This window comes from Sphingobacterium faecium (assembly GCF_003054045.1).
Classification (GTDB): domain Bacteria; phylum Bacteroidota; class Bacteroidia; order Sphingobacteriales; family Sphingobacteriaceae; genus Sphingobacterium; species Sphingobacterium faecium.
This window is the reverse complement of record NZ_QBKH01000003.1, coordinates 250,246-270,772: the sequence shown is the minus strand read 5'-3', so window position 1 is coordinate 270,772 and position 20,527 is coordinate 250,246. Positions and strand designations below refer to the sequence as shown.

Sequence of the window (20,527 nt, the reverse complement as noted above, 5' to 3'; positions counted from 1 at the left end):
TTATTTAGAATTACTTTTTATAAAACTTAATTGTATTCCTACCATTTAATGAGTAAATTCAAAGAAAAATTAATGTCTAAGGACCAAAATTAATAAGCTTATGAAAGTTACAATAGTTGGTGCAGGAGCAGTTGGAGCGACCACTGCAGATAATTTAATGAGAAGAGAAGTTGCTGAAGAAATCATACTTTTAGATATTAAAGAAGGTTTTGCAGAGGGTAAAGCACAAGATATGTCACAGACTGCTGCTTTATTAGGTTTCGATTCCAAAATTAAAGGTGTAACCAATGACTACAGTGCTACAGCTGGCTCGACAGTGGCCGTTATTACATCAGGGATTCCTAGAAAACCTGGAATGACTAGAGAAGAATTAATTGGTACGAATGCTAATATTGTTAAAACGGTAGTCGATAATTTGGTAAAACATTCACCAGATATCATTATTGTCATTGTATCTAACCCTATGGATACAATGACTTATCTTGCCCTTCAAAGTTCTGGTCTTCCGAAGAATAGAATTATTGGTATGGGAGGAACATTAGATTCTGCTCGATTCAAATATCAATTAAGTGATAAATTAAATGCATCTGCAGGAGACCTTAATGCAATTGTTATTGGCGGTCATGGAGATACTACTATGATTCCTCTGATCAAACATGCTACTTGGAATAGCATTCCTGTAACTGATTTTTTGAACGAGGAGGAACAAGATGAGATCGTACATAAAACAATGGTGGGTGGTGCTACCCTGACCGCTTTAATTGGTACATCGGCTTGGTATGCTCCAGGAGCCGCAACCGCAGCAGTCGTGGAGAGTATTGTCCGTGATCAAAATAAACTCTTCACAGCTAGTGTATTTTTAGATGGAGAATTTGGACTATCAGATATCACTTTAGGTGTCCCTGTTATCATTAATAAAAATGGTTGGGATAAAATTGTACCTTTGAACCTGTCGGAAGAGGAAAAGCAAAAATTACATAAAAGTGCTGAAGCAGTCCGTAACATGAATAATGTGTTAAAAGAAATTAACGTTTTATAAAAAATTATATGCAACTCTTTATTAAAAATATGGTCTGCAATAGATGTAAAATGGCTGTAGAAAATATATTTAAAGAGTTGCATATCTCTTATCGTGATCTTCAACTAGGGGTTGTTAGTTTAAAAGAAACTTTGAAACCAGCACAGCGAAAACGCATACAAGAAAGCTTGCAGGCTATTGGATTTGAATTGATAGATGATAAAAACACACGTGTTATTGAGAAAATAAAACTAGTGATCATTGATTACACACGTCAGCCATACCAATATTTAAATAAAAACCTTTCGGAGATATTATGTGATAACTTACATCTAGAATATAGTACTCTGACTTCATTATTTTCATCTGTGAGTGGCACCAGTATTGAAAAATATGCTATTTTCCAAAAAATAGAATATATCAAAGAATTGTTAATTTATGATGAATTATCTTTGGCACAGATAGCGGAAAAGCTCAATTATTCAAGTACTGCTTATCTCAGCAACCAATTTAAAAAAAACACAGGTCTTACTCCTACGCAATTTAAAAATCTAAATAACCCGACCTCACTTAGGCAAACCTTAGATCAGGTATAATCATTGAGGTCAAAAATATATTTTATCCTTTCGGTAAGCATATATTTTTTCTATGTTTGAAATATGGCAATCATCCCACTTAAGCTTTTACAATTACAAGAACAAGGTACTCATATTCTAGTTGAAGTTACATTATTCAATACTGTTCATCTCATGGTTCTCGATACTGGAGCTTCAAAGACTGTATTTGATAAAAATCAATTGGAAAAAATTCATTCGGACCAATTCCAATTGGAAAATACAGATACACTTTCATCTGGGTTGGGCACTAATACCATGCAAAGTTTTTTGATCCATATACCGCTTCTTAGTATGCAGAACTGGACAATAAAAAACTACAGAGCTGCAGTACTGGATCTGAGCTCTATCAACTATGCCTATGAGCAGATGAACTTACAACCTGTAATTGGCGTGATAGGAGGAGATATTTTAGGTCGTTATGGTGCTGTGATTGACTACAAAAAGAAAACACTTAAATTACTCAAAAGAAAGTTAAAACTTAAATAGTCTTTTATGGATATGCATCCTTAAATACAAATAATAAGATAAGGCGATCAATATTCCTGCTCCACCCATAAAATACAATACACTTCGCAGTCCAAAATAGCTTGCCAATGCTCCGATTAGTAAGCTCCCAATTGGAAAAACACCTTGGAATGCCATAACGTAATATGATATCGCTCGAGCGCGATACATCGGCATCGCATGCGTCTGTATATAAGTATTGATACTTGAATTCTGCATCATCATCGCAAAAGATACAACAGCTGTATAGACTAAAGCCAGAGCCAGAACAGAAGAATGACCTAGTAAGAATAAAGCCGCCCCCATTAACAAAGCTGCTCCCATTACTTGATAGCGCATATTTGTACCTGACTTCAGACGTGCCATATTGATTGCACCAACCATTGCCCCTAGACCTGCAGCGCTCTCGAACCAAGAAAAGGTACCTGCATCACCATGAAACATTTCTTTAGCTACAGCCGGCAATAACGAGGTATACGGAATGACCAATAGACTAGAAAAAGTCATTACAATAATGAGTGAAAAAATATGTGGAGATCGTTTCAAATAGAAAAAACCTTCAACTAATCCTTGCCAATTGCTTCCTTTACTTAAGCTAGCTGTACTTTCGCTGACGTTCATCATCCAAAGTGTAATCAAAACAGGTATAAAGCTCAAAAAATTGCTACTAAAACACATCATTTCTCCATAAGTACTCAAAAGGATCCCTCCTATCGCTGGACCGACCATCCGTGCTGCATTGAATATAGAAGAGTTGAGTGCTATAGCATTAGGTAAATCTTTTCTATTATCAACTAGATGTACCATTAAAGATTGTCTTCCCAATACATCAAATGCATTGATAACACCTTGTGCAAATCCCAATATAGATAGCCATAACACCGTCTCCATTTTTAGATATACCAGTAACGTGAGAATCCCTGCTTGGATCATCAAACCTATCTGTGTCATAAAGACAAGTTTATACTTCTTGTGTTTATCTACAAAGCTTCCTATAAATGGAGATAGCACTAAAGAAGGAAGCAATGATATAAAAGAAACAAAACCCAGCCAAAATACGGAGTCCGTTAATTTATATACCAGCCAACTAATGGCAACTCGCTGCATCCACGTTCCCATCAATGAAATTGCTTGTCCAATTATATGTAATCGAAAATTGGGGTATTCAAGAGAACGAAATATCTGCATATCAACACGTAATAGAAGTAAATGAAAGTAGTAATCTATAATGAACAGTACATAGCAAGCAATATTTGTGCAGTAATTTCAATTCATCACGAGATTAGTGAATTTTAATCGATAACTTTACCACTTAAAGGTAAATAAACCAAACAATTAACAATCAATTCAATACGAGATGAAATTTTTTATTGACACAGCAAACTTAGAACAAATCAAAGAAGCACAAGATTTAGGTGTATTAGACGGGGTAACAACAAATCCAAGTTTAATGGCCAAAGAAGGAATTAGTGGTGACGAAAATGTAATTAATCATTACAAAGCCATATGTGCTATCGTAGATGGGGATGTAAGCGCAGAGGTAATTTCTACAAATTACGAAGAAATGATCACAGAAGGAGAGGCACTTGCAAAACTAGATGACAAGATTGTTGTTAAAGTTCCAATGATCAAAGATGGTATTAAAGCAATTAAATATTTCAGCAAAAAAGGAATCAAAACAAATTGTACTTTGGTTTTTTCAGCTGGTCAAGCCTTACTTGCTGCGAAAGCTGGAGCCACTTATGTTTCACCTTTCATCGGACGTTTAGATGACATATCGACAGACGGTCTAGGTCTTATCGAAGAGATCCGTTTGATCTATGATAACTATAGTTTCCCTACACAGATCTTAGCTGCATCGGTACGTAATAGTGCACATATCTTAGGTTGTGCTAAAATCGGAGCTGATGTTATGACGGGTCCATTATCAGCTATTACTGCTTTATTGAAACACCCTTTGACGGATAGTGGTCTAGCTACTTTCTTAGCTGATCACGCTAAAGCGGCAGGTAAATAATTTTAAATAAAACGTCTTTAAAGGAACGGTCAAAAAGCTAGTAATTAATACTTCTTTTTGACCGTTTTTTTATATAGGAATAATGATGTATTTTTGTAATATGAGTAAAGATCAACAACATGAAAAAGCAGTACGTGAGCCTGTAGATTTTACAGCTTTGCTAAAGCAATATCATCTAAAAGTAACGCAACCTAGACTCCGAACTTTAGAAACTATATCGACTAAGAAATCAGCAATTTCACAACCAGAGTTGGAAAAATTAATTGGTAATGAAATTGATCGTGTAACGCTATATCGAGTACTAGCTTCTTTTGAAGAGAAGGGTATACTGCATAAAATTTTTGATCTCAACGGAACGGCAACTTATGCACTATGTTCCACAAATTGCTCAGAACATAATCATCATGATCAACATGTTCATTTCATCTGTAGGTGCTGCAATTCGGTCTATTGTATGGAAGAAATCACTCTTCCAAAATTTAATCTTCCTCAAGGTTACAAACTGGAAACAATAGCTATAAATGCTCTTGGACTTTGTGATCAATGCCCTGAAAACTAAATTCAATACATCTTCCAAATCGACGACATTTGATGGTTTCTCTTTTTTTAATGAAACCATCATTTCCATCTAATTTAAAGCATCAGCCCAAGCTAATTAAATATATTTTCTATATGCTAAATTTTAGCTTTTAAAAAGCTAATTAATTGAAATAAAGATAATTAAAAACTTCATAATCAATAATCATATCATTTATTATATTTAGCAAAATAGAGTAAAATGGAGGTAAGACCTCCGTACAAACCTTTGAAACTTCTCTTTCATCAGATTCATTAAGCAATGATAAACACAAAATACTGTTTATCAAATATATAATTAGGCTAAAGAGAATAAGAAATACAATTAAAAAAAATATAAAACAAAGAAGATGATAGTGTCTCATTTTTCAGATTAATATGTGTATATTGTTGGTGACAAGGGCTGGAAAATAGAGGTAAATCATGATCATGTTATATCATGATTATGTATTGGTCCTCCCCTATTCACAACATAATAAAAAGTAAATAAAATACGTATGACGACAAAAAAAGAAAACCCATATCAAGAGGTTTTGACTCAGCTCATCATCGACATCTTTGAGAAGTCAAATAACAAACCGCTCAACTACAAACAAGTCGCATCAAAATTGAACGTTCAAGATTCCGATTCCAAAATAGCTATTGCCAATATCCTGACTGAACATGCAAAAAACAGCCCATTTTTAGAGGTTGAAAAAGGAAAATTCAAGCTACGTCAACTCAAAGTTTACGTAACTGGAAAAGTAGATATGACCGCTGAAGGATCTGCTTATATTATACCTGAAGATGAATTCGAGAATGACATCTTTGTGGCACCTAGAAAATTGCGTCAGGCTCTTCATGGTGATATCGTTAAAGTACACACTTTTGAAAAGAGCAGAGGACGTAAAAAAGAAGGTGAAGTAGTAGAGATCATCCAACGTGCAAAAACAGATTTCACAGGTATTATCAACCTTTCTCAGAACTTTGCATTTTTCATTGCAGATGATCGAAAAATGTTACATGACATCTTCATTCCATTAGATAACCTCGAAGGTGCTAAAGATGGAGAAAAGGTAGTCGTATCTATTGTTGATTGGCCGCAGGGAGCAAAAAATCCGATTGGTAAAGTAAAGACAATTCTTGGAAAAAAAGGAGAAAACAACACGGAGATGAATGCCATCTTGGCAGACTATGGATTTCCGTTAAAATTTCCAAAAAAAGTAGAAGAAGAGGCAAATGCATTGCCTGACACCTACTCGAAAGAAGAAATTTCTAAAAGAAGAGATTTTAGAAATATCACCACTTTTACTATTGATCCTGTTGATGCAAAAGACTTTGATGACGCGATCTCTTTTCAACAACTTGAGAATGGAAATTATGAAATTGGTGTACACATCGCAGATGTTTCACATTTTGTCATCCCAGACACTGAATTAGACAAAGAGGCATACGAAAGGGGGACTTCGGTATATCTGGTTGATCGCGTGATTCCCATGCTTCCTGAAAGACTTTCCAACGGTGTGTGTTCACTTCGTCCGCATGAAGATAAACTTTGTTTCTCCGCTGTCTTTGAGCTCGATGAAAAAGCTAATGTTTTAGATCAATGGTTTGGAAGAACTATCATTCACTCCAACCGAAGATTTTCTTATGAAGAAGCTCAAGAGGTTATCGAAACAAAATCAGGAGATTTTACGACAGAAATACTTAAATTAAATGAGCTTGCCTACATTCTTCGGGAACGCAAATTTAAGAATGGCGCAATTGCTTTTGAAAGTGAAGAAGTAAAATTCACATTAGATGAAAACGGTAAGCCGACAGGAGTCTACACCAAGGTTAGAAAAGATGCACATAAACTCATTGAAGATTTTATGCTTCTTGCAAATAGAAAAGTGGCAGAATATATTGGCAAACAAGGTAAGGGTAAAAATAAATTACCATTTGTATATCGTTTTCACGATGTACCAAACCCAGAAACATTGGCCACGTTTTCTCAATTTGCATCTCGATTTGGACATAAGCTAACAATCAAATCCGATAAAGAGACTGCAAAATCCTTAAACGCGTTAATGACAAAAATTGAAGGTAGCAAAGAGCAAAATATGCTTACATCACTTGCAATAAGGTCTATGGCAAAAGCGATCTACACGACTAAAGGAACAAGCCACTATGGACTTGCCTTCGATTATTACACTCACTTCACCTCTCCCATACGTCGATACCCTGATGTAATGGTTCATCGATTATTGGCTTATTACTTAGATGGTGGTAATAAAATTAATGCAGACCATTATGAGAAAATGTGTGAGCACACTTCACAGATGGAAAAGAAAGCTGCAGAGGCAGAACGTGCATCGATCAAATATAAACAGGCTGAATTTTTACAAGAACAAATTGGAACTGAATATACAGGAATTATATCTGGCGTAACTGAATGGGGTATGTATGTCGAAATCGAAACTAACAAATGTGAGGGTATGGTTAGATTGCGGGATATTAACGATGACTTTTATGTATTAGATGAAAAGAATTTTGCGATTATTGGTCAACGCAAGAAAAAGAAATATCAATTAGGTGACGAAGTGCAGATCAAAGTTAAGAAAGTGGATCTTGACAAACGTCAAATTGACTTTACTTTAATCAGCTAATCCAAAAACATTCACAACTATAGCCTCCAATCGAGTTCATTCTTTTTTGGGGGCATTTTTTTAACTAACTAACTAACTAACTAACTAACTAACTAACTAACTAACTAACTAACTAACTAACTAACTAACTAACTAACTAACCATCTAAATGACGTAATATTTCATCTGTAAAATGTTCTGTTCGCTTTGACTGTATAAATCTCACTGAATTATATACTCCAGACTCTCCTCTAGGGATAGATAGCGATCGCCAATCATTTCCTTTCATCATCTTTCCTAACATCACAATCTGTCCTACATGATAGGGATAATGTGACAATTGCCTATTGATAGCTTCTACGACAGTATGTCCTTGATTTCTAATATAGATAGTCTTACTCAAGTCTTCAAATTCCAAATTTTTCAACGTAGCAAATAAGCTTTTCCAGGCTTCATCCCACTCCTGCAAAAGTCTCATTTTATCTTCATTAACAAGTTCAAACTCTGCATCCCGGTTACGCCACTCTTTTTCACCATCTGAAGTCAGAAAATCTGTAAATCGTGATTTCATATTTCCAGATATGTGCTGAATCAGCACCGCAACACTATTACTCTCTTCATTATATCGCCAAAACAACTGACTATCAGTAAGTTGACTTAAAGTGCTATCAACTAAATGTTTATAGTACAAAAACAATTTTTGAACATCTTCTAAATAATTCATAACACCTCTATTTACATTTTAAAAACTCCTTCTATATAATCTTCTATGACAGATGCTTAAATTTAGTTAGAAAAAATCATCTTTCCCGCGCTAAATCATAAAAATTGACAATTCATTGAAAAAATGTATATTATTAAAAAGCATTGTTTAGAATTTTCTATACTGATTCAAGAATAAATGAAAAAAAATTAATAGGTCAAATAAATTATTTTGCTCAGATTTGCAGCTTACTACTATTCATATTTAAGAATGAAATTTAGAAATGATATTGGAGCATTACGTGCATTAGCTGTGTTAGCAGTACTTTTTTTTCATTTCAAGATCCCATACTTTGACGGCGGATTCAGTGGTGTAGATATCTTCTTTGTCATATCCGGATATTTAATGACCCATATTATTCTTAAAGGATTTGAAAACAACATATTTTCTTTCAAGCAGTTTTACATTAAACGAGTTGTACGTATCATCCCTGCACTTGTTTTTCTAATTGTAGGTACAGCTATCATGGGTAATTTAATTCTATTACCTAACGATTTGCAACAACTTGGCAACAATTCCTTTTTTAGTATTCTTTTTATTTCTAATATCGATTACTACATCCATAGTGGTTACTTTGATGTGGCTTCACAAAATAATATACTGTTACATACTTGGTCACTATCTGTAGAATGGCAGTTTTATTTATTGTATCCTGCGCTCCTATATCCATTTCGAAATTGCTATTTGAGCAATAAAAGACAGTTCATTTGTTTCTTCATAAGCTTGATCATTCTTTCCTTGGGTCTGAATTTATTTTTCAATCATAGGGATCAATCGCTCAGCTTTTATATGTTCCCAACACGGGCTTGGGAAATGCTACTCGGTGGACTTGCATGTCTATGGGAAGCAGATGTAAAAAAAACATTACCAAAATTTTGGAGAAAATTATTTGCGCTTTTTGGATATAGCACACTAATAGGATGCATCCTTTTACTCAAAGAGGACGATATCAGCTGGCCATCGTACTACACGCTTATTCCGGTAGTGTCTACATTTATCATCCTCCTAGTACAATATGACTTTAAAACTCTGTCTTTTAAACCACTTCAATGGGTTGGTAAGATTTCATATTCGCTATATTTATGGCATTGGCCAATTTATGTATTTGCGATCTACTTGGGACTAAATCAGTCTTACACTACTATTAGTATACTTATTGTTTCCTTTATCTGCGCTTGCATCTCGTTTTATACCATTGAGTCTAATAAAAAATTTAATCAAATACGATTTACTTTAGTTACAGCAATAAGCATTGCTATACTAGCCGCAATCATGATGCTATTCCCTTATGATCAATTAAAAATTAACAAGGAAATTGAACACCTCACCAATTACAATACAAATTATAGAAAACATCATCTGCCCTTTCAATTTAGAAAGGGAGTCTGTCATTTAGATATAGACAATACATTTAGTCAATATGATTTTGACATTTGTGCCAACATAGCTCCTAGTAAAAAAAACATTCTTCTACTTGGTGACAGCCATGCTGGCGTTTTCGCACAAAGTCTAAAAGAGCAACTTGAAAAACAAGATATCAATCTTTTGCAAGCGACCGTATCTACAAGTTACCCCTTATTAGATACAAAAGGTCCTAAAACTTCTTGCGAACTTATAGACTATATGTATCAGAAGTTTATCCCTGAAAATGCAAAACATATAGACGAGGTCATTCTTGTTGGTTTTTGGGGTTCACAACAGTACCCAGATGAAACTTTAAAGCTCAAACTTCAAAAGGTAATACAGTATTTTAAAGAAAAAAACATTACACTTAAAATGATTGGACAAACCCCTAGCTATTCCATCATTTTTCCTAACATATTGGCTTTAAAAATTAAGAATAGCACGGTAAAAGAAGAAAACTATATTAATCCGAGTTCCGTCCACATCAATCATTATCTTCAAACCTTTATTCCTAAAGATATTTATATTGATATCTATACTTTACCAGAAGTTAATAAATATAATGGTCAAGACCCTTATATGCACGATGACGACCATTTGTCAAAATATGGCGCAGATCAAATTATTAAATATTTACTTAAGAATAGACTTATCTAAGAGCTAAGTCAAAGATATTCAAGCAAAATGTGGAAAACTAATTGGCGAGGTGTTACGATTTAACAATAAAATCGTTATCTTTGCGAACTTATAATAATTTAAGAATTAAATTAAATAACAAAATCAGGTAAATGCCTACTATTCAACAATTAGTTAGAAAAGGTAGAGTAGCTCTGGTTGACAAGAGTAAGTCACCAGCGTTGGACTCATGTCCACAGCGAAGAGGTGTATGTACACGTGTATATACTACTACCCCTAAAAAACCAAACTCAGCAATGCGTAAAGTAGCTCGTGTACGTTTAACAAACGGTAAAGAGGTCAACGCTTACATCCCTGGAGAAGGTCACAATTTACAAGAGCACTCAATCGTTTTGATTCGTGGTGGTCGTGTTAAAGATTTACCAGGTGTACGTTACCACATTATCCGCGGTGCATTAGATACTTCAGGTGTAGCAGGTCGTAACCAACGTCGTTCTAAATACGGAACTAAGCGTCCTAAACCAGGACAAGCAGCGGCTGCGCCAGCAAAAGGTAAAAAGAAATAATTAAACGGAGGAAAGAAAAATGAGAAAATCAAAACCAAAAAAGAGAATCATTTTACCTGATCCAAAGTTTAACGACACTCAGGTAACTCGTTTTGTAAACAATATGATGTATGATGGTAAAAAATCTACAGCATATGATATTTTTTACAACGCGATTGAATTAGTAGAGCAAAAAACTAGCGAAAGCGGTTTAGAAGCTTGGAAAAAAGCTTTAAACAACGTTATGCCAGCTGTAGAGGTTAAATCTCGTCGTGTTGGTGGTGCTAACTTCCAAGTTCCTATGGAAGTTCGTCCTGAACGCAAAATTGCTTTGGGTATGAAATGGTTAATTTCATATTCACGTAAACGTGGTGAAAAAACAATGTTCGAAAAATTAGCAGGAGAAATCATTTCAGCTTCTAAAGGTGAAGGTGCTGCTGTTAAGAAGAAAGAAGATACGCACAAAATGGCTGAAGCTAACAAAGCGTTCTCACACTTCAGATTCTAGTTTTGAACTTACACACACAAATATGATTACACCGATCTTAGGTAAACGTTTATTCTTTTATCAGGATCGGTGTACTTATTTAGACAAAAAAACATACGGCCTTATCTAGGCTAATGCTTAAAAATATTATGGCAAGAGATTTAAAATTCACTAGAAATATTGGTATCGCTGCTCACATCGATGCTGGTAAAACAACTACAACTGAGCGTATTCTTTACTACTCAGGTGTTAACCATAAACTTGGAGAAGTACACGAAGGTGCTTCGACAATGGACTGGATGGAGCAAGAAGCTGAGCGTGGTATCACAATTACTTCTGCTGCTACTACAGTTTTCTGGCAGTACCGTGGTAACAAATACCAAGTAAACGTTATCGATACTCCAGGTCACGTAGATTTCACGGTTGAGGTAAACCGTTCGTTACGTGTATTAGACGGATTAGTATTCTTATTCTCTGCAGTTGATGGTGTTGAGCCTCAATCAGAGACTAACTGGAGATTAGCGGATAACTACGCTGTTCCACGTATTGGTTTCGTAAACAAAATGGACCGTTCAGGTGCTGACTTCTTAAAAGTTGTTGGTCAAGTAAAATCAATGTTAGGTTCTGAAGCAGTAGCTTTACAACTTCCTATTGGTTCTGAAGATACTTTCACTGGTGTTGTTGATTTAATTAACAACCGTGGTATCGTTTGGAATGAGCATGATAAAGGTATGACTTTTACAGAAGTTCCTATTCCAGAAGATATGTTGGAAGAGGTTGCTGAATACCGTGAGCGTTTATTAGAAGCTGTTGCTGGCTATGATGAATCTTTGATGGAGAAATTCTTCGAAGATCCTAATTCATTAACTGAGCGTGAAATTTTAAATGCTTTACGTGCAGCAGTATTGGATAACTCTATCGTTCCTATGGTTTGTGGTTCATCTTTCAAAAACAAAGGTGTTCAAACTATGTTGGATTTAGTAATGGAATTATTGCCTTCTCCAATGGATTCAGAAGGTGTTAAAGGTACTCATCCTGATACAGGTGCAGAATTAATACGTAAACCAGATGTTAACGAGCCTTTCGCAGCATTAGGATTCAAAATTGCAACTGACCCTTTCGTAGGTCGTTTGTGTTTCATCCGTGCTTATTCAGGTAAATTAGATGCGGGTTCTTATGTATTGAACACACGTTCAGGTAACAAAGAGCGTATCTCTCGTATCTTCCAAATGCACGCTAACAAACAAAACCCTATCCCTTTCATCGAGGCTGGTGATATCGGTGCTGTTGTTGGTTTCAAAGATATCAAAACTGGTGATACTTTATGTGATGAAAAGCACCCTATCGTGTTAGAATCAATGAATTTCCCTGAGCCAGTTATTGGTTTAGCTATTGAGCCAAAAACTCAAGCTGACATTGATAGATTAGGTATCGGTCTTGGTAAATTAGCTGAAGAAGATCCTACATTCGTAGTAAAAACTGACGAAGAAACTGGTCAAACTGTTATCTCTGGTATGGGTGAGCTTCACTTAGAGATCTTGATCGACCGTTTGAAACGTGAATTCAAAGTTGAGGTTAACCAAGGCGCTCCTCAAGTATCATACAAAGAGTCTATCAACGGAACTACTGAACACCGTGAGGTATTCAAAAAACAATCAGGTGGTCGTGGTAAATTTGCGGATATCAAAGTTGTTATTTCTCCAGCAGATGAAGATGCAGATTTAACGAAATCACCTCTTCAATTCGTAAATGAAATCGTTGGTGGTAAAATTCCAAAAGAATTTATCCCTTCAGTTCAAAAAGGATTTGAAACATCAATGAAAAATGGTGTCTTAGCAGGATTCCCATTATCAGGAATGAAAGTTCGTTTGATTGATGGTTCATTCCACGCTGTCGATTCAGATTCATTATCTTTCGAATTAGCTGCTCGTTCGGCATACCGTGAAGCATTACCAAAATGTTCTCCAGTGTTGATGGAACCAATTATGAAAATAGAGGTTTTAACACCAGAAGAAAACATGGGTGATGTAATGGGTGATTTAAACCGTCGTCGTGGTTTGATGCAAGGTTTAGATAGCCGTAATGGTGCTCAAGTAATTAAAGCATTAGTTCCACTTTCAGAAATGTTCGGTTACGTAACACAATTACGTACGATCACTTCAGGTCGTGCAACTTCCACTATGGAATTTGATCACTTCGAAGAAGCTCCACGCAACGTTACTGAAGAAGTTGTTGCAAAAGCAAAAGGTAAATTAAAAGGAGAATAATCCTTTCTAATATAAAGTAAACCGATCTCCTGTTGATAATAGCTCTAACGGGAGATCAATTTAAACAAAAACAAAAATGAGCCAAAGAATCAGAATCAAATTGAAATCATACGATTACAATTTAGTTGACAAATCAGCTGAGAAGATCGTAAAAACAGTAAAGCCTACAGGCGCAGTTGTTAGTGGTCCTATTCCATTACCTACTGAGAAAAAAATCTATACAGTTTTACGTTCTCCACACGTTAACAAAAAAGCGCGTGAGCAATTCCAATTATGTTCATACAAGAGATTGTTAGATATTTATTCATCTAACTCTAAAACTGTTGATGCATTGATGAAACTTGAATTACCTTCAGGTGTTGAAGTAGAAATCAAAGTGTGATAGAATTGCACTGATTAAAAAACAAGAAAGGCTTCTAATGTTAAATTAGAAGCCTTTTTTATTAGAGTTAGTTATCTATGCCTGATTATCAATTCATATAAAGCGCTACATTGAAATATTTATATAAAAACTAGATAATAGCTAGATCTATAAACAAAACGTTAGATAAGCTTTAAATGCGCCATAATTATGTACATAACTGAGGTTTTAATTATGTTAATTTTCAAAATACATTAATACCAAATAAGTATCAATATATTGTTTATTGATTCTTTTTAAGACTTATTGTTTTAACTTTATTCAAATCTTTATCACGTTTACTATCTTCTTCTCCAAGCAAAAATCCCCAAGGTTTTAATTCTTTGACGCGATCCATCACGATCTTACATATCGCAAGGATAGGGATGGCTAGAAACATTCCAGAAATTCCCCATATCATTTCTCCTACAATAATGGCCATCATGGCAAACAAAGAGTTAACTTTGACTTTGGATCCAACAACTTTAGGCACAATAAAATTACTATCGATAAGATGTATAATAATAAGTGCACCGATCACAATGAGCACATGGGTAAATGAAGTGGTAGCAAAAGTAAGTAACGCAATAATTAATATAGAGGTAAAAATCCCGATATAGGGTAGCACATTAAATACACCTGTAATAATGGCCAACAACAAACTGTACTTCACTCCTATTATACTCAAGGCTGCAAATACTAAGGTGGATACAATCAACATCTGTAAAAGCAATCCAATCAAATATTTTTTCACTACGTATTGTATCTGTCCCACAACATCCAATACAATATCATGATGGTCCTGATGATTGAGCATTAATAGAAATTTAACAATATGACTGCGGTAGATCAGTAGAAAAAAAGTGTATAGAAATGTAAAGACTAAAAGTATAAAAAGAGAAGATAAAGACAGTAATGCTGTTCCTAATAATAATGTTCCACTATCAAGAGATTTTGTAGCTGTTTTATTAATGATATCCATTTGTTCATTATGCATCACACCAAAACGGTCTGTAACCCAAATTTGCACATTATGAAAGCCAACTAAGATTTGTTCTTTAAATGCTGGCCAATCATCTTTAATCATTGATAATTGGGAAGCGAGCATATAGAACCCAAAACCTACTAGACCGAAAAAAAGTAAAACGGTCACAATTCCTGCAATTGTCCTTGGAAATTTCAGTTTATTTTCAAAGAAATTACTGACTGGAACAAGCAGTAAAGCTAAAAGTAAACCCAATATAAATGGAACTAGAATTGTATCTCCTATTTTAGCAAGATAACCTAAAACTAAAATAGAAATTAATGTACAGGCTAATTTTATATAAAACGGTAGGCCTAAAAACTTTGTCATAGTATCATATATTTATAAATCTCAAACAACCCTACTAAAGTAAAGTTTTAAAGGAAAATAAAAAAACCCTTGCTAAAAAGCAAGGGTTTAGTTTTAATCATTTAATTTGATCTTATGAATTGGATATTAAATTCCAAATCCAAGACCTACTGACCAAACACGGTTTTTAACATCCCCTTTTCCGAAGAACTTAGATCCAGCGATATTTGTTAGACCTAAACCATAACCAGCATTAATCGAAATTCCACTTCCTAATTGATATCCAGCTAAAAAGTTAACACCAAAATCAGTACCTTTTAATCTTTCATCCTTTCCGAATTTAAATTCATTAGTTACTGAAGTAGAAGCATCTCCATTCTTTAATTCGTATTTATCTTTTCCACTTAAACCAAAAGCTACATATGGACCTGCTCCAACGAAAAATTTACCTTCACCAGCTGTCGGGAATTTCAAAACAAAATTCACTGGAACCTCTAACCACATTGTATTCTCTTTTACCTCATACGTACTGTTAGCACTCGGTTTATAATCAGCAAACTTAGCACCTTTCCCTTGTAATGAGACTCCAGGTTGAATATAAAAATTGCTTGTTACAGGCGCATCTAAATAACCGGTAACATGAAAGTTAACTGTTGACTTGGAATCAGAAAGATCACTTCCTCCATAACTGTAAGAAGGAATATTAACCCCTGCTTTAAGACCATATCCTAATCCTCCTTGTGCATAAGCTCCAGCAGTTAATAAAAATGCTGCGCCTAATGTTAGTAATATTTTTTTCATCGCTCTATTATATTATTAGTGTTATCTTGGATATTGCAAGTTACAAGCCAAATCATTAAAGCATTCATTTACAAGAGGATAATTAAATATCACGTCATGTATCTACTGTATAAAAAAATAGACAAGTATTTATTCATTTATACAGTATTATCATCAAAGACTAAGAACACAAAATAAATTTTAAACAAAACAGCTTGATAATGATTTATTTAAAAAATAATTGCACAATAGTCTTTTTTAATCCAAATATTAATTTTACTTTTGCATTCCCTCAGGGGAACAAATAGGGTCGGATGGCCGAGTGGCTAGGCTGAGGTCTGCAAAACCTCCTACAGCGGTTCGAATCCGCTTCCGACCTCGTTTTATTGAACAATAAAAAAATTTATCAAAATGGGAGTTACACGTTTAAAAAGAAAAGATAGAAGAAATAAAACTACTTCACGTGTTGAAGTTCAGTTCTTAAGTTTAGGTACAAATGTTGAACTTGGTTCAAGATCTAAAATGAAGAAATCAAATCAAATCGTTAAAAACGATGCTATCTTAAACCAATTAGTTTCAGAAGCTAAGTAGGTTAAAAAAATATTTAAAAAAACAATAGCGTTGTAATTTACAACGCTATTGTTTTTTTAAGATGTCTACCAGCTGGTGGACTTTTTCTTTTGATGTACTATAGATTGATTCATTCATACTTGTCACCTCAGTACGATCATAAGACATACTAGATACTATAGTTTCTTTAGCCGAACTATGTATAGCTATTGCACCAGTTGTATTTAAGATCATCGCGATATTACTACTATCCACTGCAGCGCCTGGCATAATGACAATTTTTCCTTCTGCATATTCCACTAATTGTTTAAGCAATTCAATTGCGTCCACGGCTTTATCTTGCATTCCTGAAGTTAATAAGCGATCAATACCCAATTCTATCAATACAGCTAATGAAGTGATTGGAGAAGCGCATTTATCAAAAGCACGATGAAAGGTTACCTGCATTGGCCGAGCTGCTTCAATAAGTGCTTTAGTACGCTCCACATCAACTGTACCGTCTATATTCAATATTCCGATTACCACCCCATCACAGCCAGCATCTTTACAAAACTGAATATCAACTAACATTTCTTCGAACTCTAAATCAGAGTACACAAAATCACCTGCTCGAGGACGAATAAGGACGTGTATGCCAATATCAATTAGTTTTCTAACTTGAACAATCTGACCATAAGAAGGAGTCGTTCCACCATTTTCGAGGTTTTGACAAAATTCCACTCTTGTTGCTCCTCCTTGTGCTGCATAAAGTGCAGATTGTGGTGAGTTTGAGCATATTTCCAATTGATAGCCGTTTATACTGATTTCTTTTCCCATAAACTTTATAAAATATTTTACTCTCAAAATAGTTGCATAAAAAGGGAGAAAATTCAATTGAACTTTCTCCCTTTTTTTATTTAAGCACAAAATCCCAAATATGCTTAAGTAGTAGATGTAGAGTCTTTGGTTTAATACAATTCCTCCATTTTATTTACGTCACAAATGTACGATAAATATTATTTATTATATAGGTGACAGGTTAAAGAGAGAGGCACGATAACATCATAATACACTAATTATGAGACAACAAAACATTTACAATATTTATTTGTTTGTTTATATTGTATTAAAAAATGATATAAATTTTAGTTATATTCATTGCAAAAAGGTGTAATATGTCAATTGTATCAAAAGATTTTGAAATACAAGAAAATCTCATTGTACTCATTGAAGATCTTCAAAATAACATTTATGATCTAAGAGATCGTATTGCTGATTACAGCCAATTGTACAATAAGACACGTAACCAAATTGGTGAGTGTGAAGTGCAACATGAGAAAATTGCAGATCTAATTGGCGAAAAGCACCATTCTTTATATCATAAGATGAAATCACTTCATTATTTGTTGGAAATTATTAATGATTATCGAGATTGTAATGGCATTTTCCAAGATCAGAATGATATGATAGTTCAAGTACAGGAAATCATGTTAGCATATGCTGAAAAGGAATTTTATGAAGAAGCTGCCACTATAAAAAAATGGTATGACCTGCTTTATATTGCTATTTATATAAAGTAAACAGGCTATTAACTTTATTTGTTAGTGCGTTAATCGTACTTTTGTTTTCAATACAAAGAGAGCTACATGAGAAAACCACCTGTACAAATTGATTTACATGCCGAAGCCTTCCTTTCTGATTGGCAAGATTACACAGCAGATGAATTAGCAAACGAATCATTGATCTATATGCGTGACATGTTAGATGCTGCTATATATTGGGATATGCCAGAAATAAAATTTGTACATGGCAAAGGTAAAGGAATTTTGAAAAAAATGATCTATGATGAACTCAGGATTTATAAAGATCAAAGAGTCATATCGCATTATCATCCAGCTTACCATAATGAAGATATCGTGGTCGTAGTTATCGGGCTTTAATTCCTAATTGTTTCCCAATTTGGGTATTACTCTTGTTCCATAATTCGTGTTTATGAAAATATTATTGATTGAAGATGAAGCAGCTTTAAGTCAAGTCATTATGCAATCCCTACTTGCCGAAAGATATCTAGTAGAACAAGCATTTGACTATCCTAGTGCGCTCGAAAAAATATCTATTTATACCTATGATTGTATTTTATTAGATATCATGCTACCAGGAGGCTCCGGTCTCCAACTTTTGGAGAAAATAAAAGAACTGGGAAAAGATGAATCAGTGATTATCCTATCTGCTAAAGATTCAGTAGATGATAAAGTAAGAGGTCTAGAACTAGGAGCTGATGATTATCTCGCTAAACCTTTTCATCTAGCTGAGCTCCATGCCAGGATAAAATCGATCATACGTAGAAAAAATCAAAATGGCGATGATGTGATTGTTTATAAAAATGTTGCAGTAAACACCACTGATAGAAGTATACAGGTTAATTGTAAACCTGTGAACCTGAATCGGAAGGAGTTTGATCTACTTTACTATTTTATCATCAGACCGACTAAACTTATTCAGAAAAATAGTTTAGCAGAATCAATTTGGGGAGATCATATTGATCAAGCTGATAGTTTAGACTTTATCTATTCCCAAATTAAAAATTTAAGAAAAAAGTTAAAGGATAATCATGCTGATATGGACATTCAAGCGGTATATGGCATTGGATATAAATTGATTTAATGAAGCTGAGTGAAACAAACGTAATGATATAGTATCAATTAGCACTCCATATTACAACAATTCATTTTGATGAAAAAATCACTCAAAAATTACACTTTAAGCTATATCACGATCATCATTTTGATCGTAATTGCGGTATGGGCTACGTTATTCTATGCCTACATAACTGAAGAGGTGTATGATAATGTAGATGATGGTTTAAAAAATCAAAAAATTGAAATTATACGTGCAGCGTACCAAGATGAATCTATTTTAAAAACAGATACTTTCGGAATCAATCAGTTTAAGATTACAAAATCAAACGTCAAAATAAAACATATCGAAAAAAGCACCTTCAGGAATGAACTCATTTACATGCCATATGATGAAGATATGGAGCCATATCGGATACTAACAACTTACTTCTACGGTAAGGATAAGCAAATGTATCGTCTGGAAATTCGTACGTCTACTGTGGAAGAAGATGAGTTAAAATATGATCTCGCAACCGCATTGATCATCCTTTATTTCTTGATTATAATCAGTATATTTTTACTCAATACATGGGTGTTTTACCGAGCTTTTAAACCTTTTTATCAAATACTCAACAAACTTGAACAATACCAATTTGGAAAGATTAGAGAATCCGAACCGATAAAAAGCAATGTCCGAGAATTTACCCAATTGGATACAGAGATTGATAAGATGCTCGATCGTAATGAAAAAATATTTAAACAACAAAAGCTATTTATTGAAAATGCTTCGCATGAGCTACAAACCCCATTAGCTATAAGTACTAATAAACTAGAATTATTATTAGAAGATGAGGAATTGGCAGAGCATCACTTAATCACCATCAGTGAAACCAAAGAATCACTGGAACGTATGATCAAATTAAATAAAGCCTTATTAATGCTATCCCGCATTGAAAATAATCAATTTGAAGCTATTGAAAAAATAAACTTTAATTCACTGATTTTTGAGGTCTGTGAGGAATTTGCAGATTTGATAGAATTTAAAGGGATTAAGATTAAGATTAATGAGCATGGTACATTTACAATAGATTTTAACGTTGACCTAGCAAAAATACTATTATCAAATTTACTGAGAAATGCCATCAATTATAACAAATCACTTGATGGGCTTATTGAAATTAAGATTGATCAGCATCACTTTACAATTGCAAATACGGGTAAAGGCAGAGGATTATCCGCAGACCATATCTTTGACCGTTTTCATAAAGAAACTAGTGCTGTAAACTCGAATGGATTAGGACTTTCAATCGTCAAAACAATTATAGAAACAAATAAAAATTTAAAAATAAACTACTCATACTCAGATAGTTTTCATATTTTCAAAATACAGAAACTATAATTCCCAAT

General features: G+C 34.1%; 21 protein-coding genes and 1 tRNA gene. 17 read left to right on the top strand and 5 right to left on the bottom strand.

What is annotated here, in order from left to right:
- Nucleotides 1-100 precede the first annotated feature (100 nt).
- From C8N37_RS09305 to C8N37_RS09295, 3 genes are all read left to right on the top strand, one after another.
- On the top strand, nt 101-1,039 hold the full coding sequence (locus tag C8N37_RS09305; RefSeq protein WP_108158657.1) for a malate dehydrogenase: 939 nt from the start codon (nt 101-103) through the stop codon (nt 1,037-1,039).
- 29 nt (nt 1,040-1,068) lie between these two features.
- Nucleotides 1,069-1,614: a helix-turn-helix domain-containing protein gene (locus C8N37_RS09300; protein WP_244914381.1), complete on the top strand. Its 546-nt coding sequence runs from the start codon at nt 1,069-1,071 to the stop codon at nt 1,612-1,614.
- Between the two features lie 63 nt (nt 1,615-1,677).
- Nucleotides 1,678-2,121, top strand: a complete 444-nt coding sequence (locus C8N37_RS09295; protein ID WP_108158655.1) for an aspartyl protease family protein — start codon at nt 1,678-1,680, stop codon at nt 2,119-2,121.
- On the opposite strand, the gene C8N37_RS09290 is transcribed toward C8N37_RS09295, so the two are convergent.
- Nucleotides 2,107-3,327: an MFS transporter gene (locus C8N37_RS09290; protein ID WP_108158654.1), complete on the bottom strand. Its 1,221-nt coding sequence runs from the start codon at nt 3,325-3,327 to the stop codon at nt 2,107-2,109. The genes C8N37_RS09295 and C8N37_RS09290 overlap by 15 nt on opposite strands.
- Nucleotides 3,328-3,496: 169 nt before the next feature.
- Here C8N37_RS09290 and fsa point away from each other — a divergent pair, with 169 nt between their 5' ends.
- The 3 genes from fsa (at nt 3,497) to rnr (ending at nt 7,359) form a co-directional block, all read left to right on the top strand.
- On the top strand, nt 3,497-4,156 hold the full coding sequence (fsa, locus tag C8N37_RS09285; RefSeq protein WP_108158653.1) for a fructose-6-phosphate aldolase: 660 nt from the start codon (nt 3,497-3,499) through the stop codon (nt 4,154-4,156).
- A gap of 100 nt (nt 4,157-4,256) precedes the next feature.
- Nucleotides 4,257-4,715, top strand: coding sequence for a Fur family transcriptional regulator (locus C8N37_RS09280; RefSeq protein ID WP_108158652.1), 459 nt, complete (start codon nt 4,257-4,259; stop codon nt 4,713-4,715).
- Between the two features lie 514 nt (nt 4,716-5,229).
- Nucleotides 5,230-7,359: a ribonuclease R gene (gene rnr, locus C8N37_RS09275; protein ID WP_108158651.1), complete on the top strand. Its 2,130-nt coding sequence runs from the start codon at nt 5,230-5,232 to the stop codon at nt 7,357-7,359.
- 136 nt (nt 7,360-7,495) lie between these two features.
- On the opposite strand, the gene C8N37_RS09270 is transcribed toward rnr, so the two are convergent.
- Nucleotides 7,496-8,062 carry a DUF1572 family protein gene (locus C8N37_RS09270; RefSeq protein ID WP_108158650.1) on the bottom strand — a complete coding sequence of 189 codons (567 nt, stop codon included), beginning with the start codon at nt 8,060-8,062 and terminating at the stop codon, nt 7,496-7,498.
- Nucleotides 8,063-8,311: 249 nt separating this feature from the next.
- Between C8N37_RS09270 and C8N37_RS09265 the strand changes: the two genes are divergently transcribed.
- From C8N37_RS09265 to rpsJ, 5 genes are all read left to right on the top strand, one after another.
- On the top strand, nt 8,312-10,162 hold the full coding sequence (locus C8N37_RS09265) for an acyltransferase family protein (protein WP_108158649.1): 1,851 nt from the start codon (nt 8,312-8,314) through the stop codon (nt 10,160-10,162).
- Nucleotides 10,163-10,293: 131 nt separating this feature from the next.
- Nucleotides 10,294-10,707 (top strand): 30S ribosomal protein S12, encoded by a 414-nt coding sequence (rpsL, locus tag C8N37_RS09260; RefSeq protein ID WP_002993550.1) that lies wholly within the window; start codon nt 10,294-10,296, stop codon nt 10,705-10,707.
- A 19-nt stretch (nt 10,708-10,726) separates the two neighbouring features.
- Entirely contained in the window at nt 10,727-11,194 is a 468-nt protein-coding gene (gene rpsG, locus C8N37_RS09255) for a 30S ribosomal protein S7 (protein ID WP_045756100.1), read from the top strand.
- Between the two features lie 128 nt (nt 11,195-11,322).
- Complete coding sequence (gene fusA, locus C8N37_RS09250; protein WP_108159050.1) at nt 11,323-13,440, top strand: elongation factor G; 2,118 nt, start codon at nt 11,323-11,325, stop codon at nt 13,438-13,440.
- Nucleotides 13,441-13,516: 76 nt separating this feature from the next.
- Nucleotides 13,517-13,822 (top strand): 30S ribosomal protein S10, encoded by a 306-nt coding sequence (gene rpsJ, locus C8N37_RS09245; protein WP_013667229.1) that lies wholly within the window; start codon nt 13,517-13,519, stop codon nt 13,820-13,822.
- Between the two features lie 262 nt (nt 13,823-14,084).
- Here rpsJ and C8N37_RS09240 read toward each other — a convergent pair whose 3' ends face one another.
- The gene (locus C8N37_RS09240; RefSeq protein WP_108158648.1) at nt 14,085-15,194 is read right to left on the bottom strand and encodes an AI-2E family transporter; all 1,110 of its coding nucleotides are present in this window, start codon (nt 15,192-15,194) and stop codon (nt 14,085-14,087) included.
- A gap of 126 nt (nt 15,195-15,320) precedes the next feature.
- Nucleotides 15,321-15,974 (bottom strand): porin family protein, encoded by a 654-nt coding sequence (locus tag C8N37_RS09235; RefSeq protein WP_108158647.1) that lies wholly within the window; start codon nt 15,972-15,974, stop codon nt 15,321-15,323.
- A gap of 287 nt (nt 15,975-16,261) precedes the next feature.
- Between C8N37_RS09235 and C8N37_RS09230 the strand changes: the two genes are divergently transcribed.
- A tRNA-Cys gene (locus tag C8N37_RS09230) sits at nt 16,262-16,332 on the top strand.
- A 32-nt stretch (nt 16,333-16,364) separates the two neighbouring features.
- Complete coding sequence (locus tag C8N37_RS09225) at nt 16,365-16,544, top strand: spore protein (RefSeq protein ID WP_108158646.1); 180 nt, start codon at nt 16,365-16,367, stop codon at nt 16,542-16,544.
- Nucleotides 16,545-16,589: 45 nt separating this feature from the next.
- Here the strand turns inward: C8N37_RS09225 and C8N37_RS09220 are convergent, their stop codons facing one another.
- Nucleotides 16,590-17,339 carry a copper homeostasis protein CutC gene (locus tag C8N37_RS09220; RefSeq protein WP_108158645.1) on the bottom strand — a complete coding sequence of 250 codons (750 nt, stop codon included), beginning with the start codon at nt 17,337-17,339 and terminating at the stop codon, nt 16,590-16,592.
- 338 nt (nt 17,340-17,677) lie between these two features.
- On the opposite strand from C8N37_RS09220, the gene C8N37_RS09215 reads away from it, so the two are divergent.
- The 4 genes from C8N37_RS09215 to C8N37_RS09200 all read left to right on the top strand — a co-directional run bounded on the left by C8N37_RS09215 (nt 17,678) and on the right by C8N37_RS09200 (nt 20,519).
- Nucleotides 17,678-18,082, top strand: a complete 405-nt coding sequence (locus C8N37_RS09215) for a hypothetical protein (RefSeq protein WP_108158644.1) — start codon at nt 17,678-17,680, stop codon at nt 18,080-18,082.
- 66 nt (nt 18,083-18,148) lie between these two features.
- Nucleotides 18,149-18,442 (top strand): Smr/MutS family protein, encoded by a 294-nt coding sequence (locus tag C8N37_RS09210; RefSeq protein WP_108158643.1) that lies wholly within the window; start codon nt 18,149-18,151, stop codon nt 18,440-18,442.
- Nucleotides 18,443-18,494: 52 nt separating this feature from the next.
- On the top strand, nt 18,495-19,166 hold the full coding sequence (locus C8N37_RS09205) for a response regulator transcription factor (protein WP_108158642.1): 672 nt from the start codon (nt 18,495-18,497) through the stop codon (nt 19,164-19,166).
- Nucleotides 19,167-19,235: 69 nt separating this feature from the next.
- The gene (locus tag C8N37_RS09200) at nt 19,236-20,519 is read left to right on the top strand and encodes a sensor histidine kinase (protein ID WP_108158641.1); all 1,284 of its coding nucleotides are present in this window, start codon (nt 19,236-19,238) and stop codon (nt 20,517-20,519) included.
- Nucleotides 20,520-20,527 lie beyond the last annotated feature (8 nt).

Excerpts from the sequence above, each read along its gene's own strand:
- C8N37_RS09290 (WP_108158654.1), bottom strand. The coding sequence starts at position 3,327 with ATGCAGATATTTCGTTCTCTTGAATACCCCAATTTTCGATTACATATA.
- C8N37_RS09300 (WP_244914381.1), top strand. The coding sequence starts at position 1,069 with ATGGTCTGCAATAGATGTAAAATGGCTGTAGAAAATATATTTAAAGAG.
- C8N37_RS09280 (WP_108158652.1), top strand. The coding sequence starts at position 4,257 with ATGAGTAAAGATCAACAACATGAAAAAGCAGTACGTGAGCCTGTAGAT.
- C8N37_RS09270 (WP_108158650.1), bottom strand. The coding sequence starts at position 8,062 with ATGAATTATTTAGAAGATGTTCAAAAATTGTTTTTGTACTATAAACAT.
- C8N37_RS09215 (WP_108158644.1), top strand. The coding sequence starts at position 17,678 with ATGTCAATTGTATCAAAAGATTTTGAAATACAAGAAAATCTCATTGTA.
- rpsG (WP_045756100.1), top strand. The coding sequence starts at position 10,727 with ATGAGAAAATCAAAACCAAAAAAGAGAATCATTTTACCTGATCCAAAG.
- fsa (WP_108158653.1), top strand. The coding sequence starts at position 3,497 with ATGAAATTTTTTATTGACACAGCAAACTTAGAACAAATCAAAGAAGCA.
- C8N37_RS09225 (WP_108158646.1), top strand. The coding sequence starts at position 16,365 with ATGGGAGTTACACGTTTAAAAAGAAAAGATAGAAGAAATAAAACTACT.
- C8N37_RS09200 (WP_108158641.1), top strand. The coding sequence starts at position 19,236 with ATGAAAAAATCACTCAAAAATTACACTTTAAGCTATATCACGATCATC.
- C8N37_RS09235 (WP_108158647.1), bottom strand. The coding sequence starts at position 15,974 with ATGAAAAAAATATTACTAACATTAGGCGCAGCATTTTTATTAACTGCT.
- C8N37_RS09305 (WP_108158657.1), top strand. The coding sequence starts at position 101 with ATGAAAGTTACAATAGTTGGTGCAGGAGCAGTTGGAGCGACCACTGCA.
- C8N37_RS09240 (WP_108158648.1), bottom strand. The coding sequence starts at position 15,194 with ATGACAAAGTTTTTAGGCCTACCGTTTTATATAAAATTAGCCTGTACA.
- rnr (WP_108158651.1), top strand. The coding sequence starts at position 5,230 with ATGACGACAAAAAAAGAAAACCCATATCAAGAGGTTTTGACTCAGCTC.
- C8N37_RS09220 (WP_108158645.1), bottom strand. The coding sequence starts at position 17,339 with ATGGGAAAAGAAATCAGTATAAACGGCTATCAATTGGAAATATGCTCA.
- C8N37_RS09295 (WP_108158655.1), top strand. The coding sequence starts at position 1,678 with ATGGCAATCATCCCACTTAAGCTTTTACAATTACAAGAACAAGGTACT.
- rpsL (WP_002993550.1), top strand. The coding sequence starts at position 10,294 with ATGCCTACTATTCAACAATTAGTTAGAAAAGGTAGAGTAGCTCTGGTT.
- C8N37_RS09205 (WP_108158642.1), top strand. The coding sequence starts at position 18,495 with ATGAAAATATTATTGATTGAAGATGAAGCAGCTTTAAGTCAAGTCATT.
- rpsJ (WP_013667229.1), top strand. The coding sequence starts at position 13,517 with ATGAGCCAAAGAATCAGAATCAAATTGAAATCATACGATTACAATTTA.
- C8N37_RS09210 (WP_108158643.1), top strand. The coding sequence starts at position 18,149 with ATGAGAAAACCACCTGTACAAATTGATTTACATGCCGAAGCCTTCCTT.
- C8N37_RS09265 (WP_108158649.1), top strand. The coding sequence starts at position 8,312 with ATGAAATTTAGAAATGATATTGGAGCATTACGTGCATTAGCTGTGTTA.
- fusA (WP_108159050.1), top strand. The coding sequence starts at position 11,323 with ATGGCAAGAGATTTAAAATTCACTAGAAATATTGGTATCGCTGCTCAC.